Here is a 16318-nt window from a genome sequence, read left to right on the forward strand (position 1 = left end):
CCTGAAAATCAGAATAGAAATGAATTAAACAATTGTTATATGGACGAGAACAATCACATCTACCCGATATTCGACCGGATGCTGGCACGCCGCGATAAGGAAGAGTTGCTGAAGCAGCGTGGTGTCATGGTCTGGTTCACCGGTCTGAGCGGTTCGGGCAAGAGCACGATAGCCATCGCGTTGGAGCGCGAGCTCCATAAACGGGGAGTGCTCTGCCGCATTCTGGATGGCGACAACATCCGTAGCGGTATCAACAACAATCTTGGCTTTGCGGAAGCCGACCGTGTGGAGAACATCCGTCGCATCGCCGAGGTCTCCAAGCTCTTTGTAGATACCGGCATCGTCACCATTGCAGCCTTCATCAGTCCCAACAACGACATCCGCGAGATGGCGGCAGGCATCATCGGGCACGACGATTTCCTGGAAATTTATGTCAGCACTTCGCTGGAAGAGTGTGAACGCCGCGACGTGAAGGGGCTCTATGCCAAGGCACGCAAGGGAGAAATCAAGAACTTCACCGGCATCTCCGCGCCTTTTGAGGCACCTGCCCGCCCGGCGTTGACGCTGGATACCGCCGTGCTCAGCGTAGAAGAGTCGGTAGGCAAGTTGCTGGAGCTTGTTTTACCAAAAATACAGAAGAAATAACTTTAAGTTTCGCAAGTTCTTGAACTTGCTTCCGGTGGACAAGTAAACAAGTGTACAAGGCTCTTCAGGCTGCCTGCCTTGTGCGGGGGATGCCGGTAGAATTCCGGTCCGTTTCTCCTTGTAGCCTTGTTAACTCGTATCCTGAGAGCATATCAAAGAGATGCGAAACTTTAAAAAATAAGCTACTTATGAAAGAAGAATATAGATTGAGCCATTTGAAGGAACTCGAAGCGGAGTCCATTCATATCATCCGCGAAGTGGCGGCGGAGTTTGAGAATCCGGTGATGCTCTATAGCATCGGAAAGGATTCGTCGGTGATGGTGCGCCTTGCAGAGAAGGCGTTTTATCCGGGCAAGGTGCCTTTCCCATTGATGCACATCGATTCTAAGTGGAAATTCAAGGAGATGATTCAGTTCCGCGACGAATATGCCAAGAAGTATGGCTGGAACCTGATTGTGGAAAGCAACATGGAGGCTTTCAACGCCGGGGTGGGGCCTTTCACGCATGGCAGCAAGGTGCATACCGACCTGATGAAGACGCAAGCATTGCTTCATGCACTGGATAAGCACAAGTTTGATGCCGCGTTCGGCGGTGCCCGCCGCGACGAAGAGAAGTCGCGTGCCAAGGAGCGTATCTTCTCTTTCCGCGACAAGTTCCACCAGTGGGATCCCAAGAACCAGCGTCCCGAATTGTGGGATATCTACAATGCCCGCGTGCATAAAGGCGAGAGCATCCGTGTGTTCCCCCTCAGCAACTGGACCGAACTGGACATCTGGCAATACATTCGTCTGGAGAACATCCCCATCGTGCCGCTGTACTTCGCCAAAGAGCGTCCCTGTGTGGAGATAGACGGGAACCTGATTATGGCAGACGACGAACGCCTGCCGGAGCAGTATCGCGACCGGATAGAGATGCGCATGGTACGCTTCCGCACTTTGGGCTGCTGGCCGCTGACCGGTGCCGTGGAGAGCGAGGCGGACACCATCGAGAAGATTGTCGAAGAGATGATGACCACCACCAAGAGCGAACGTACTACCCGCGTCATCGACTTCGACCAGGAGGCGAGCATGGAGCAGAAGAAGCGCGAAGGATACTTTTAAATTGAGAATTAAAAATTGAGAATTGAAAAATGAATGATTCTACACTTGATATAAAGGCTTTTCTGGATAAGGATGAACAGAAGGACTTGCTGAGATTGTTGACTGCGGGTTCGGTGGATGACGGTAAATCCACCTTGATAGGCCGTTTGCTGTTCGACAGCAAGAAACTGTATGAAGACCAGTTGGATGCATTGGAGCGCGACAGCAAGCGGATGGGAAATGCGGGCGACCACATAGACTACGCACTGCTGCTGGACGGCTTGAAGGCGGAACGCGAGCAAGGTATCACTATCGATGTGGCCTATCGCTATTTCTCGACCAACAACCGTAAGTTTATCATTGCCGATACGCCGGGGCACGAGCAATACACGCGCAACATGATTACCGGTGGCTCCACCGCCAACCTTGCCATCATCTTGGTGGATGCGCGGATGGGTGTCATTACGCAGACACGCCGCCACACCTTCCTGGTTTCGTTGCTGGGCATCAAGCACGTGGTGCTGGCCGTCAACAAGATGGACTTGGTGGACTTTTCGGAAGAACGCTTCAACGAGATTGTGGAAGAGTACCGGAAGTTTGTTGCTCCGCTGGGCATTCCCGATGTGAACTGCATCCCGCTTTCGGCATTGGATGGCGACAATGTGGTGGAGAAGTCGGAACGCACGCCTTGGTATAAGGGCATCTCCCTGCTGGATTTTCTGGAGACGGTGTACATAGACAATGACCATAACCTTGCCGATTTCCGTTTCCCGGTGCAGTATGTGCTGCGTCCCAACCTTGACTTCCGCGGATTCTGCGGCAAGGTGGCGTCCGGCATCGTGCGCAAAGGGGACGAGGTGATGGCGTTGCCCTCCGGCAAGAAGTCGCACATCAAGAGCATTGTGACCTATGATGGCGAGTTGGATTACGCTTTCCCGCCCCAGTCGGTGACGCTTACTTTGGAAGACGAGATTGACGTGTCGCGCGGAGAGATGTTGGTGCATCCCGGCAACCTGCCGATGATGGACCGCAATTTTGAAGCGATGCTGGTGTGGATGGACGAGGAGCCGATGGATGCCAACAAGTCGTTCTTCATCAAGCAGACCACGAACCTCAGCCGTACACGCATCGACAACATCAAGTACAAAGTGGATGTGAACACGATGGAGCACCTTTCCATCGACAACGGAAAATTGGATAAAGAGTCGTTGCCGATGCAGCTCAACCAGATAGCCCGTGTGGTGCTGACCACAGCAAAGGAACTCTTCTTCGACCCCTATCAGAAGAATAAGGCGACCGGCTCGTTTATCCTGATAGACCCCATCACTAACAACACCAGTGCCGTCGGCATGATTATAGACCGGGTAGAGGGCAAGGAACTGCACGTGTCCGAAGACCTGCCCGTGCTGAACCTGCCGAAGCTGGGCATCGCCCCCGAACATTACGAGGCGATAGAAGTGGCGGTGAAGGAACTGGAACGGCAAGGGATTGCGGTGGTTGTGGAGAAAGAATAGGTTGATGATATAAATTAGGCACGGATGACACGGATTTCACAGATTACTTATAAAGAAAAAACCATGTAAATCCGTGTAATCCGTGCCTGAAAAATCGAAACCTTGTTTTGATACACTTCTAAGATGTAGCGAGGATAAGTATTCGTACTTGAAAAATAAAAATTAAAAAGTAAAGAATAAGAGTTGAATAATAGGAATCTCTCAATTTTCAACTCTCAATTCTCAATTTAAGAAAGATGGGACTATTAGAATTTAATAAACTTCCGATAAACACATTGGTAGGTGCTGATTGGAAAACATTCAAAGAAGTTACGAAGGGGCGGGAGATAGAGGCTGCCTACAAAGGCAAGTACCGCCTGACAAAGGCTGTCTGCCGGTTGCTCTCCACGCTGGCTCCCCTGCAGGAGAGACGTTATGAGAAACTCTTGGCGAACAAGCCTTTGGAGCATGACCCGGTGTTCATCTTAGGGCACTGGCGCAGCGGGACGACGTTTGTGCACAATGTCTTCTCTTGTGACAAGCATTTCGGATACAACACCACCTATCAGACGGTATTCCCGCACCTGATGATGTGGGGACAGCCCTTCTTCAAGAAGAACATGAGCTGGCTGATGCCCGACAAGCGCCCTACGGACAACATGGAACTGGCGGTGGACCTCCCGCAGGAGGAGGAGTTCGCCTTGACGAACATGATGCCCTATACTTATTATAATTTTTGGTTCCTTCCGAAATACCAGCAGGAGTATGCCGACAAATACCTGCTGTTCGACGACATCACGGCAGAGGAGCTGAAAGTCTTTGAAGAGACGTTCCTCAAGCTGATAAAAATTTCCCTTTGGAATACGCACGGCACACAGTTCCTTAGTAAGAATCCCCCGCATACGGGACGTGTGAAGGAACTGGTGAAAATGTTTCCGAACGCCAAGTTTATCTACCTGATGCGCAACCCCTATACCGTGTTCGAGAGTACCCGAAGCTTCTTCACCAACACTATCCAGCCGTTGAAGTTGCAGGACATCGGCAGCGAGGAACTGGAGCGAAACATCCTCTCCATCTACGCCAAACTCTATCATAAGTATGAGGCGGACAAGGCGTGCATCCCCGCAGGCAATCTGATAGAGGTGAAGTTCGAGGATTTTGAAGCCGATGCTATGGGAATGACCGAACACATCTATAAGACGTTGACGATTCCGGGCTTTGCGGAGGCGCGTGCCGACATCGAAAAGTATGTGGGTGGCAAAAAAGGCTATAAGAAGAATAAGTATAAGTATGACGAACGTACCGTGCAGCTGGTTCAGGAGAACTGGAACTTTGCGCTGGAGCAGTGGGGGTACGAGTTGTGATTTTTCAGGACTTTAATGATATAAAAAAGAAGGCACGGATTACACGGATTTGCACGGTTTTTCTTTAAGTAATCCGTAAAATCCGTGTAATCCGTGCCTGAAAAATAACTTACTTGCGGAATTAGAATGCAATAATCGATGAACAGAAAGAAAATTTGTATAGTAGCTATGCTGTCTGCCTTGTTCTGTTGTGGAACCCTCTTTGCGCAGCAGCAACATCAGGTAGAGATGCTTCCTTTTGGAAATATGGATCAATGGATTGACCGCCAAATCAAGGAGTCGGGTATCATAGGTGGTGCCACGAAGCATGTGTATGCCATCGGTCCTACGGCCACCATCAAAGAGAATACGGCTTACAAGAACATGGGCGGATCGCCGTGGGCAACCTCCAATGTGTATGCCCGGGTAGCCGGCATCTCTAAAACGAACACTTCCCTTTTCCCGGAGAAGCGGGGAGATGGTTTTTGCGCCCGGATGGATACCCGCATGGAGAGCGTGAAAGTGATGGGGCTGGTCGATATAACGGTATTGGCTGCCGGTTCCATGTTTTTGGGCGAGGTGCATGAACCCATCAAGAGCACCAAGAATCCGCAGAAGATGCTGAATTCTGGAATCGCCTTTACCAAAAAGCCCATAGCCATTCAGTTCGACTATAAAGTGAAGATGTCCGATCGTGAGAAGCGTATTCGGGCGACGGGATTCAGCCGTATCACGGAGGTGGAAGGTAAAGATTTTCCGGCTGTCATCCTGCTTTTGCAGAAACGGTGGGAAGATGCGGAAGGGAATATTTATGCCAAGCGTGTGGGAACGATGGTGGTGCGCTATTATGAGACAACCGATTGGCACAACAATGCTACCTATTCCATTATGTATGGCGACATAACCGGCAATCCCGCTTATAAGGCACACATGATGCGCCTTCAGGTAGAAGAGCGTTATGCCCTGAATAGCAAGGGCGAGAGTGTTCCTATCAAGGAGGTGGCTTGGGGTACGGAAGAGGATGTGCCTACCCATATAGTGTTGCAATTCACGTCCAGTCATGGCGGCGCATATATCGGCTCTCCGGGCAATTCGCTGTGGATTGATAATGTAAGGTTGGTTTATTGACACATCGCGGGATAAAAAACTCCCGTTCTCTTCATTTTTATGTAAAAATCTTTGGTATTATTAAAAAAGTACCTATTTTTGCAGCGTATTTTGTGTCATTTGGATGCAGACAATGATTGAAAAAAATGAGGTGTAAAAACTCTGATATGAGGAAAGTCCTAACTGTTAAAGCAATAGCACAATGTGCGGCGTTCTTTTTATTCTGTTTGTTCCCCTTGAAGGGGACTTGCCAAACAGGAGAGGAAGTAGTGGATGCTTTGGTGAAAATGGGATTTGAAAATGTCGGATGGACGGAAGATGACCACGAACGGGTATATGTGTTGGAAAATTCAACATATCGTATTCAGGGCGTTGGCATTGGTAAGGCGATAGATGTTATTCAAGAACGGGGATTATCGGAAGGTAAAACATGCCGGGTAGTCGTTTTGAATAATAATGTGCCTCAGATTTCTTTGAGCTATCATCCGATAAAGGGTGATACCGTACCTCAAGTGGAGCGCAGAGACTGGAATGTCAGTTATGAGTTGGGTGATACTTGGAAAGAGGCACGGAAGATAAAACTGAAAAATCGTTCTTTGTTTAAGATTGATGTGTTGGTATATCCGCAGTTGGCGTTCAAGAATTTGATACTTACGCAAATTTATCAAGTTTTGTTTGATTTAAGTCCAGCTATAGAGGTCTCTTTATGGAAAGGAATGAAGTTGACCGCACAGGTGAAATTTCCCGTATATAATGACGGATATGGAATTTATGAAGGGAAAATTCATCCGGGACATCTAACCATATCGCAACGTTTTCGCTTGCCGTATAATATATTCGGTAGGGTAACAGCCGGGTATTTTAATATGGATAGATATGGCATTGATGCAGATTTTGTTCATCCGTTCAAGGACGAGCGATTTGCTGCCATGCTGAGATTGGGATATACAGGTATTGGATTTTGGGACGGCTTTACGCTACACTATGACCCCACGATGACTTTCACATGGTCGGTCGGTGGTAGCTTTTTCTGGACAAAATACAATACGCAATTTACGGTGCAGGCGCAACAGTTTTTGTATAAAGAAGTTGGTGTCAAGGCAGAAATGATTCGTCATTTCCGTTATTGCTCCATTGGCTTCTATGCAATGAAAGCACAAGAGGCTCGAATCAATGGCGGATTTCGTTTTCAAGTCTTGTTGCCACCTTATAAATATAAAAGGTATAAGTCTGTGCCACGTATAAATACTTCTGCTAACATGGGTATTGTTTATAATTCAGGTAACGAACGCTATTATTATAAAGAATATAAGGCAGAAGCCAGTGACAATATAATGGAGAAAAATAGTTTTAACCCATATTTTATTAAGTCAGAATTGTTAAATTTTTAATTATTTTATTGAGATGAAAAAGATTAAGTTCTTGAACGGCATGAGTGCAATTTTCGCATTTGCCGCAGTAGCTTTGGCTACAACTTTCACTTCTTGTGAAAAAGAGGAGTTCAATGTGAAGTTTGAACCCAGCCCTGCAAAGATAACATTTACTCCGACTGTTATTGACGCAGGTACGAATGTAGATGTAACAGCTAGCGCAGACTTTGAAGGTACTACTGCTGAAATTACGGGTAGCAAGGATATTGCAAAGGGATCTCGTGAAATTAAGGCTACGGTTAATGGTGTAAGTGGTTCTGTTACTGTAAATTATGAAGCTTTGGCCGCTGGTCAAACAGTAAACTATTCACCTGTTATTTTGCTGGATTCCAAATATGAAGGTGTGGAAGTGGTTGCTGAGGCAGAACTGGGAACTCCGGGTGCGCGTATTTACGGAAACTTCAATGGAGAATTTACTCATGATCATGCAGGTTCTGTATGGGGCATCAATGCTACTGACTATTACTTCCCCTATAAGGCAACTTGGAATGAGAAGGCAACTTTGGAGGTGATTAGCAAAGAAATTTATTCTCCGTCATTTACTTTGAGTGAAGCAATTGAAAGCACAGAATTTTCTAATGAAGGTGAAAGTGATGAGTTTAAGGCTTCTGCATGGTCTATGTTTACAGCATATTATGTGATTACTCCGGCAAAAGTTACATATACTTGGACTTCTATTGCATCTGATGAGGTCGTAGCCAAAGTGGTTTATAATAATCCTATCTATAAAATTGAGGCTGCGGCTGAGGAAAAAGCTGCTCCGGGTCATGAACACAGTTATGAACATGGACACGGTCACGGAAATAACCCGAATGCTGGTGGTGGTATCGTAATGCCCGAATAATTCATCTTTCAGCATTAATATAAGTGTAATTTTAAAAGTAAGAGACTACAATGAAAAGTAAATTTATCATAGCTTCATTGTTACTGGCTGGTGCTTGTGTAACAGTGAATGCGCAGGAAAAAGATAAATATTATACCGAAAAGGGTTCGGATAATATTTATGTAGGATTGGGCATCGGAGGAATGTCTGTAATCAATGGCGGTTTTAATACTCCTACATTTAATGCCAACATTACAATTGGTAAGCACATTACTCCGGTATGGGGTGTACGCGGTCAGTTCGGTGGTTTCTGGCAGAGTTTGGATGAACAAGATAATGGTTATAGCCGCTATTGCAAGAAGTTCGGTGAAATCAATTTGGACGCTACGCTGAATTTGATTAACCTTTTCGCAGGTTACAATCCTAATCGTGCTTTCAACTTGTATGCTTTTGGTGGTCCGACAATGAATATCGCTAGAGCTGTTGATACAGAATTGACTATCGCTCAGGATGGCAAGCAAACAGCAGTTTATACTGAAGATGGTGCGAAAGCTCGTTTCGGTGCTACTGTAGGTTTGGGTCTTGGTTATGACATCAACTCTAAGTGGGGTGTTAACTTGGAAGCTCGTTTCGGTGTTACTCCTTCTATCTTCGGTGATGCAAGCGACTGCCGCAAAGCAGAAGCTTCTGCTCGTTTGAATTTGGGCGTTGCATATACCTTCGGTGGTAAGAAGTTCGTGAAAGCTTCTAACGTTGACGAAGATGCTCTCAATGCAGAGATCAACCGTTACAGAAGCGAGTTGGCACAGGCTCAGGCTGACTTGGAAGCAGCAAGAAAGAATGTTAGAACTGAAGTGAAAGAAGTTACGAAGGAAGTTGAAGTGGCTGGTCCGCGTGCTATCTTCTTCAAGATTGGTAGCGCTCGTCTGGATGACTACGGTAAGGTTAACATCCAGTTGGCTGCTAAGATCCTGAAGGCTAATCCGGATAAGAAGTACAAAGTTGCAGGTTACTGCGATAAGGCTACCGGTAGCGCTCCTTTCAACCAGAAGTTGTCTGAAAAGCGTGCTCAGGTTGTTTACGATGCTTTGGTTGCTGAAGGCGTAAGCAAAGATCAACTCGAACTCGTAGGCTTCGGTGGTACTGAAAACATGTTCGGTAAGAACTTCTTGAACCGTGTAGTTATTCTTGAATAATACGGTTCTCGATAACAATAGACTCTAAAAAGAAGGCGTCTGGATTTTCAGGCGCCTTTTTTATACTTAAATAGAAATATCCTGCAAATGTAACACTCATTCAGCCGTTTTGACTGAACACCCCTTTGTAGGGATGCACCCTGGTGCATCCGCTCGGTTTCCCCGGCAAATATTTCTATGTAAAGAAGTTATTCGGGAGTTTAGGCAGATGTGTTAAAAAGGAAAAGGAATCATAAATTAGCCACGATTGCACGGAGTTTGAAATCAGAAATCAGAAATCTGAAATTGGAAAGAAATTCCGACCAATTGCCTAAAAACAGAAAATATTGTTTTGACTGATGAAATTTAAGTTGCTTTTTGCTATAATCTTTTCCTGTTGTTCCTTGGGCGGATATGCCCAGCTGACATACGGAACAACCGGTTTGTTGCATGCACCATCCGCAGAAATGCAACGGGACAAGACGGTGATGATTGGAGGAAACTTCCTGAACAAGGAGCTTACTCCGCCGACATGGTATTATCATACCTATAACTATTTCCTGAACGTTACAATCTTTCCTTGGATGGAAGTGGCATACACTTGTACCTTGTTCAAGGCGGAGGCACTAGGATTGGGACCGTATGGCTATACGGGCTTTACGAATCAAGACAGATATTTCTCTCTTCGACTGAGAGCACTGAAAGAGGGGCAATTCTGGAAATATATGCCTGCCGTGGTGGTAGGAACTTCCGACCCCTATACGGAATCGGGAGGGGAAAACGGGCAGGTTAGCTCGACGGAAGGAAATGGATATTATTGCCGTTTTTACGTGGCGGCTACCAAGCACATCCCTGTCGGAAAAGAGGAGATAGGGGTTCATCTTTCCTATCTTTACAACAATCGTAAGGAGTATAAATTAAACGGTGTGGCGGCGGGTATCACCTATAATCCCTCTTTCCATCCTCAATTGAGACTGATTGCAGAGTATGACTCCAAGGATTTTGCTTTGGGAGCCACTTATCTGTTGTTCAATCATCTGCATATTCAGATGGAAATGCAAAAAATGAAATACTTCACCGGAGGATTGACTTTCAAGATTAATTTGAAGTAATCTTTGGAGGAAGAAGCAAAAAGGTATGCCGAAATTCAGGCACGGATTACACGAATTTACACGGTTTTTTCTTTAAGAATTCCGTGAAATTCATGTAATCCGTGCCTGAATTATATCATTACGATTGCTCTTTTCTACATCAATGCACCCTCTTTTCTGTATTATATAGGCAGGTTTGGTATCAAAATCAAATTTTAGTCGTAATTTTGTAGCCATTATGAGTAGAATAATTGCCATAGATTACGGACGGAAACGGACCGGAATAGCCGTGAGTGATACATTGCAGTTGATTGCCAACGGATTGACCACTGTGCCTACGCATCAACTGCTGTCGTTTCTTCTTGACTATGTAGCCAAGGAGCCGGTGGAACGTATTTTGGTAGGGCTTCCTAAGCAGATGAACAACGAGGTTTCGGAGAATATGAAGCATATCGAACCGTTTGTCCGTTCTTTGAAAAAGAGGTTGCCGGATATGCCCATCGAGTATGTGGACGAACGTTTTACTTCGGTCCTGGCTCATCGGGCGATGCTTGATGCGGGTCTGAAGAAAAAAGACAGGCAGAACAAGGCTTTGGTAGATGAAATCAGTGCGACTATTATTCTGCAAACCTATTTGGAAAGAGGAGAGGGGGGAAGGTTTCAGATTTCAGATTTATGATTTACCATGCTATGTGAATGGTCTCGTCATAAATTATAAATCTGAAATCTGAACTTTAAACTTATAAATCATAACTCATAAATCAAATAAGATGCTTTTACCTATTTATGTCTATGGTCAGCCGGTGTTGAGAAAGGTGGCAGAGGATATTACACCTGATTATCCCAACCTGAAGGAGCTGATTGAGAATATGTTTGAAACGATGGATAATGCTGAAGGCGTGGGACTTGCGGCACCGCAAATCGGTCTTCCTATCCGTGTGGTAGTTATTAATCTGGATGTCTTGTCGGAGGATTTGCCTGAGTACAAGGGATTTCGCAAAGTGTATATCAATGCCCATATTCTGGAAGCAGGCGGGGAGCTTGTCTCTATGGAAGAGGGGTGCTTGAGCCTTCCGGGAATCCATGAATCGGTGAAGCGTGGCGATAAAATACGCGTGAAGTATCTGGACGAGAATTTGGAAGAGCATGAGGAAGTGGTGGAAGGATATTTGGCACGGGTGATGCAGCATGAATTCGACCACTTGGAAGGAAAGATGTTCATCGACCACCTGTCTCCCTTGCGCAAGCAGATGATCAAGGGAAAACTGAATGCCTTGTTGAAAGGGAAGGCGCATTGCACCTATAAGGTGAAAACCGTCAAGAAATAAGGAAGATCCGGCATTTGGAGTGACAGCAGGGCGTTTCTCTATCATCAGCAGGCTGAAAGCTCCAAAAGTATGTTATACCCGAGGCGATGCCCCGGGTATAACATGATGTCACAAGCTATTGCCCTGAAGAGGCAAAAACGTTCAAGCTATACGCCGCGTATTTTAATAAATGTACCTGTTGGCGGCATTAAATCAGCAAGTAAATACCTTCTGCAATTTCCCCTATATTCCCTGTTTTGATAGACACTTGTGTCTGTCTTCTCAAACACTTGTGTCTGTCAGCTTGAACACAAGTGTTTGTCACGTTGAACACAAGTGTCTGTCAATTCACTTCTCTGTATCTGATAATCAGTGTGTTAAGCAATGTCTGGAAGCAGACCTGCGAATTGATTCTGTCAATGGGTTAAATGCTTGCCATTCAATGATTTGCAATTCAAGAAAAACTTTTTCCCTTTCAGGACGTGGTCTCTGTGGTTATCGCATATCCATATCAGGGACGTTGCTCCGGATTATAGGATTATGGGGCTCTCAGCCCGACTAACGATGTCGGTAAACTATCATTTCAAATGGCGGATGAACCAGAAATTAAGGTGTAAAAGGCTCAAAAAACATAAAAAGTGTTCCGTGAAGCCTGACAACTGAATGAAAAACGTTACTTTTGTTTCGTTTACAAGCATTTAAATAGAAAGATGATAAAAAGAATACTGACAGTTTTTTTGCTGTTGCCTACATTGCTATGTGCGCAAATCAATACGGAACGGGTGATGACCATTGCACGGAATGCATTATATTTTGAAGACTATGTGCTTTCCATTCAATACTTTAACCAGGTAATCAACGCGAAACCTTATTTGTATGAGCCTTATTTCTTTCGTGGGCTGGCGAAAATCAATCTGGACGATTACCAGGGAGCGGAAGCCGACTGCGATGCAGCCATCTATCGGAATCCGTTTGTTGTAGGTGCCTATCAAATCAGAGGATTGGCACGTATCAGGCAAAATAAGTTTGATGGAGCCATCGAGGACTATAAGACAGCTATCAAATACGATCCTGAGAACGTGGTGCTGTGGCATAATCTCTCTCTTTGCCATATTCAGAAGAAGGACTTCGAGGCGGCCAAATCGGATTTGGGGCAGTTGCTGACGATTGCTCCCCGATATACGCGTGCCTATCTGATGAGAGGTGAAGTCTTCTTGAAGCAGAATGATACGATACAGGCATTGACTGATTTCGACAAGGCCATCGACATGGATCGGTATGACCCGGATGGATGGGCGGCGCGAGCTATTGTGCGCATTCAGCAAGCGAAGTATAAAGAGGCGGAGGCCGATTTGGATCAGGCGATACATCTGAGTGCCAAGAACGCGGGCAATTATATCAACCGTGCGTTGGCACGCTTCCATCAGAACAATCTGAGAGGGGCGATGAGTGATTATGATTTGGCATTGGACATCGACCCGCATAACTTTTTGGGACACTATAACCGTGGTTTGCTGCGTGCACAAGTGGGGGATGACAACCGGGCGATAGAAGACTTCGATTTTGTGTTGTCAATAGAACCGGACAACATGATGGCCACTTTCAACCGCGGCTTGCTGCGTGCGCAAACCGGTGATTATCGAGGAGCCGTCAGCGATTATTCCAAAGTGATTGAGGAATATCCCAATTTTATGGCAGGCTACTATCGGCGTGCCGAAGCCCGTCGGAAAATTGGAGATGTGAAGGGAGCGGAACAAGACGAGTTCAAAGTGATGAAGATGCAGATAGACAAGCGCAACGGTGTCTCTTCTGACAAGGCTGCCGAAGACGATAGCCGCGATACGGCAGATGCCTCGTCCGGAGACTCCGGCGGGAATGAAGGAAAAACCCGTAAGAAATCTGATAAGAACATGGAGAACTACCGTAAGATTGTCATTGCGGATGATTCGGAAGCCGATCAGCGTTATAAGAGTGATTATCGAGGGCGTGTGCAAGACCGGAATGTCACCATCAAGCTGGAGCCGATGTATGCTTTGACTTACTATGAGAAGATGAGCGACGTAAAGCGTGCTGTGCATTATCATAAGTACATCGAAGAGCTGAATCATTCGAAGCTTTTCCCGAAACGGCTGCGTATCACGAATATGGAGGCTCCGTTGACGGAAGAGCAGGTACGGTTCCATTTCGCTTTGGTCGATGCCCATACATCGGATGTTGTGGCTGACGAAAGGAACGCCAAGAAACGCTTTATGCGTGGATTGGATTTCTATCTGGTACAAGACTTTAGCAGCTCTATTGATGACTTTACGAAAAGTATCCTGCTTGATGATACGTTCTTCCCCGCCTATTTGATGCGTGCTTTGGTGCGTTACAAACAATTGGAATACAGGAAGGCGGAAGCTGCGCTGAACGAGGGGACCACTTCCGGTGTGGCCGAAGTGAAGAAACCGGAAGTGACGGCCCTTGATTATGAAATCGTGAAGAAGGACTTGGATAATGTCATCCGGTTGGCTCCTGATTTTGTTTATGGATATTATAACCGGGGAAATGTGTCCTCTCTCTTGAAGGATTATCGTGCCGCCCTGATGGACTATGACAAAGCAATTGAATTGAACGGTGATTTTGCGGAAGCCTATTTCAACCGTGGGCTGACGCATATCTTTCTGGGGAACAACAAACAAGGTATTTCCGATTTGAGCAAGGCTGGTGAACTGGGGATTGTATCGGCTTACAATATCATAAAGAGGTTCACGGATGTGCGCAATGAATAACATTTTTTTGCTAAAAAATAGAATATCAAAAAGATTTAGTTATTTTTGCGTCCAAAAAAAGAAATATACATACTGATTATGATAAAGATAACATTTCCAGACGGCTCCGTACGTGAATACAACGAAGGAGTAACAGGACTGCAGATTGCAGAAAGCATCAGTTCACGATTGGCGCAGGATGTACTGGCTTGCGGGGTGAACGGAGAGACTTATGATTTGGGGCGTCCTATCATGCAAGACGCCGAAGTTGTTCTTTACAAATGGGAAGACGAGCAGGGAAAGCATGCTTTCTGGCATACCAGTGCCCACTTGCTGGCCGAGGCCTTGCAAGAGCTTTACCCGGGCATTCAGTTCGGTATAGGTCCTGCCATTGAAAACGGTTTCTACTATGATGTGGATCCGGGCGAAACCACCATCAAGGAGGCCGACCTTCCGGTAATCGAGAAGAAGATGGCCGAACTGGTGGCAAAGAAAGAAGCGGTTGTCAGAGCTGACATAGCCAAGGCGGATGCCTTGAAGATGTTCGGCGACCGTGGAGAAACTTATAAGTGTGAGTTGATTTCCGAACTGGAAGACGGGCATATCACAACCTATACGCAAGGCGCGTTTACCGATTTGTGCCGTGGTCCCCACTTGATGACTACCGCACCTATCAAAGCCATCAAGCTGACTTCTGTGGCCGGTGCCTACTGGCGTGGTCAGGAAGACCGCAAGATGATGACCCGTATCTACGGTATCACTTTCCCGAAGAAGAAATTGCTGGATGAATACCTCGTTCTGCTGGAAGAAGCCAAGAAACGCGACCACCGCAAGATTGGCAAGGAGATGGATTTGTTCATGTTCTCCGATACGGTAGGTAAAGGTTTGCCGATGTGGTTGCCGAAGGGTACTGCCTTGCGCATTCGTTTGCAGGACTTCTTGCGTCGCATCCAAGCTCGTTACGATTATCAGGAGGTGATGTGTCCGCCTATCGGAAACAAATTGCTTTACATCACTTCCGGACACTATGCCAAATACGGCAAGGATTCATTCCAGCCCATCCATACACCGGAAGAAGGAGAAGAGTACTTCTTGAAGCCGATGAACTGCCCTCATCATTGTATGATTTATAAGAATTCACCTCGTTCTTATAAAGATTTGCCTTTGCGTTTGGCTGAGTTTGGAACGGTTTGCCGTTATGAACAGAGCGGCGAATTGCACGGATTGACGCGTGTACGCAGCTTTACGCAGGACGATGCGCATATCTTCTGCCGTCCCGATCAGGTGAAGGATGAATTCCTCCGCGTAATGGATATCATCTCCATTGTTTTCCAATCGATGGCTTTCGAGAACTTTGAAGCGCAGATTTCTTTGCGTGACAAGGAGAACCGAGAAAAATACATCGGCAGTGATGAAAATTGGGAAAAAGCGGAGCGTGCCATTATCGAAGCTTGCGAGGAAAAAGGCTTGAAGGCAAAGATTGAATATGGCGAAGCCGCTTTCTATGGACCTAAGTTGGACTTTATGGTGAAAGACGCCATCGGCCGTCGTTGGCAGTTGGGTACTATTCAGGTTGACTACAATCTGCCGGAGCGCTTTCAACTGGAATATACCGGTGCAGACAATCAGAAACATCGTCCGGTAATGGTGCACCGTGCGCCGTTCGGCTCAATGGAACGTTTTGTGGCGGTTCTTATCGAACATACCGCAGGTAAATTCCCATTGTGGCTGACTCCTGATCAAGTGGCTATCTTGCCTATCAGCGAGAAATTCAACGATTATGCCAATGAAGTGAAGCTGGCCTTGAAGAAATATGACATTCGGGCCCTTGTGGATGAACGCAATGAAAAGATTGGCCGCAAGATTCGCGACAATGAAATGAAACGCATTCCTTATATGCTGATTGTCGGCGAAAAAGAGGCGGAAAATGGAGAAGTTTCCGTTCGTAAGCAGGGAGAAGGCGATATGGGAAGCATGAAATTCGAGGAATTTGCTAAAAAAGTGAACGAAGAAGTTCAGAATATGATAAATAAATGGTAACTTTGCGCCCAATTGTAAAAGCATAGCATAAATCA

13 protein-coding genes are annotated in these 16318 nt (G+C 46.1%); all 13 read left to right on the top strand.

What is annotated here, in order from left to right; all coding sequences use genetic code 11:
• Positions 1-39: 39 nt before the first annotated feature.
• The 13 genes from cysC to thrS all read left to right on the top strand — a co-directional run bounded on the left by cysC (position 40) and on the right by thrS (position 16283).
• Positions 40-645 (top strand): adenylyl-sulfate kinase, encoded by a 606-nt coding sequence (gene cysC / locus K2G43_RS10570; RefSeq protein WP_300154949.1) that lies wholly within the window; start codon positions 40-42, stop codon positions 643-645.
• A gap of 188 nt (positions 646-833) precedes the next feature.
• Positions 834-1745, top strand: a complete 912-nt coding sequence (cysD, locus tag K2G43_RS10575) for a sulfate adenylyltransferase subunit CysD (protein WP_297643339.1) — start codon at positions 834-836, stop codon at positions 1743-1745.
• A 29-nt stretch (positions 1746-1774) separates the two neighbouring features.
• The gene (gene cysN, locus K2G43_RS10580) at positions 1775-3238 is read left to right on the top strand and encodes a sulfate adenylyltransferase subunit CysN (RefSeq protein ID WP_300154952.1); all 1464 of its coding nucleotides are present in this window, start codon (positions 1775-1777) and stop codon (positions 3236-3238) included.
• A gap of 236 nt (positions 3239-3474) precedes the next feature.
• On the top strand, positions 3475-4581 hold the full coding sequence (locus K2G43_RS10585) for a sulfotransferase (RefSeq protein ID WP_297643343.1): 1107 nt from the start codon (positions 3475-3477) through the stop codon (positions 4579-4581).
• Positions 4582-4719: 138 nt separating this feature from the next.
• Entirely contained in the window at positions 4720-5688 is a 969-nt protein-coding gene (locus K2G43_RS10590; RefSeq protein WP_300154955.1) for a PCMD domain-containing protein, read from the top strand.
• A 125-nt stretch (positions 5689-5813) separates the two neighbouring features.
• A complete protein-coding gene (locus K2G43_RS10595) occupies positions 5814-7058 on the top strand; it encodes a hypothetical protein (protein WP_300154958.1) in 1245 nt (414 codons plus the stop codon).
• Between the two features lie 13 nt (positions 7059-7071).
• Positions 7072-7941 carry a DUF3869 domain-containing protein gene (locus K2G43_RS10600; protein ID WP_300154961.1) on the top strand — a complete coding sequence of 290 codons (870 nt, stop codon included), beginning with the start codon at positions 7072-7074 and terminating at the stop codon, positions 7939-7941.
• Between the two features lie 50 nt (positions 7942-7991).
• A complete protein-coding gene (locus tag K2G43_RS10605) occupies positions 7992-9116 on the top strand; it encodes an OmpA family protein (protein WP_297644471.1) in 1125 nt (374 codons plus the stop codon).
• A gap of 338 nt (positions 9117-9454) precedes the next feature.
• The gene (locus tag K2G43_RS10610; protein WP_297644473.1) at positions 9455-10207 is read left to right on the top strand and encodes a YjbH domain-containing protein; all 753 of its coding nucleotides are present in this window, start codon (positions 9455-9457) and stop codon (positions 10205-10207) included.
• 217 nt (positions 10208-10424) lie between these two features.
• Complete coding sequence (ruvX, locus tag K2G43_RS10615; RefSeq protein WP_297644475.1) at positions 10425-10865, top strand: Holliday junction resolvase RuvX; 441 nt, start codon at positions 10425-10427, stop codon at positions 10863-10865.
• Positions 10866-10956: 91 nt separating this feature from the next.
• A complete protein-coding gene (gene def, locus K2G43_RS10620; protein ID WP_297644477.1) occupies positions 10957-11514 on the top strand; it encodes a peptide deformylase in 558 nt (185 codons plus the stop codon).
• 689 nt (positions 11515-12203) lie between these two features.
• Positions 12204-14264: a tetratricopeptide repeat protein gene (locus K2G43_RS10625; RefSeq protein ID WP_297644478.1), complete on the top strand. Its 2061-nt coding sequence runs from the start codon at positions 12204-12206 to the stop codon at positions 14262-14264.
• Positions 14265-14342: 78 nt separating this feature from the next.
• Positions 14343-16283 (top strand): threonine--tRNA ligase, encoded by a 1941-nt coding sequence (thrS, locus tag K2G43_RS10630; protein ID WP_297644665.1) that lies wholly within the window; start codon positions 14343-14345, stop codon positions 16281-16283.
• Positions 16284-16318: the final 35 nt, after the last annotated feature.

This window comes from Bacteroides sp., assembly GCF_029057325.1.
In the GTDB taxonomy this organism is placed as follows: domain Bacteria; phylum Bacteroidota; class Bacteroidia; order Bacteroidales; family Bacteroidaceae; genus Bacteroides.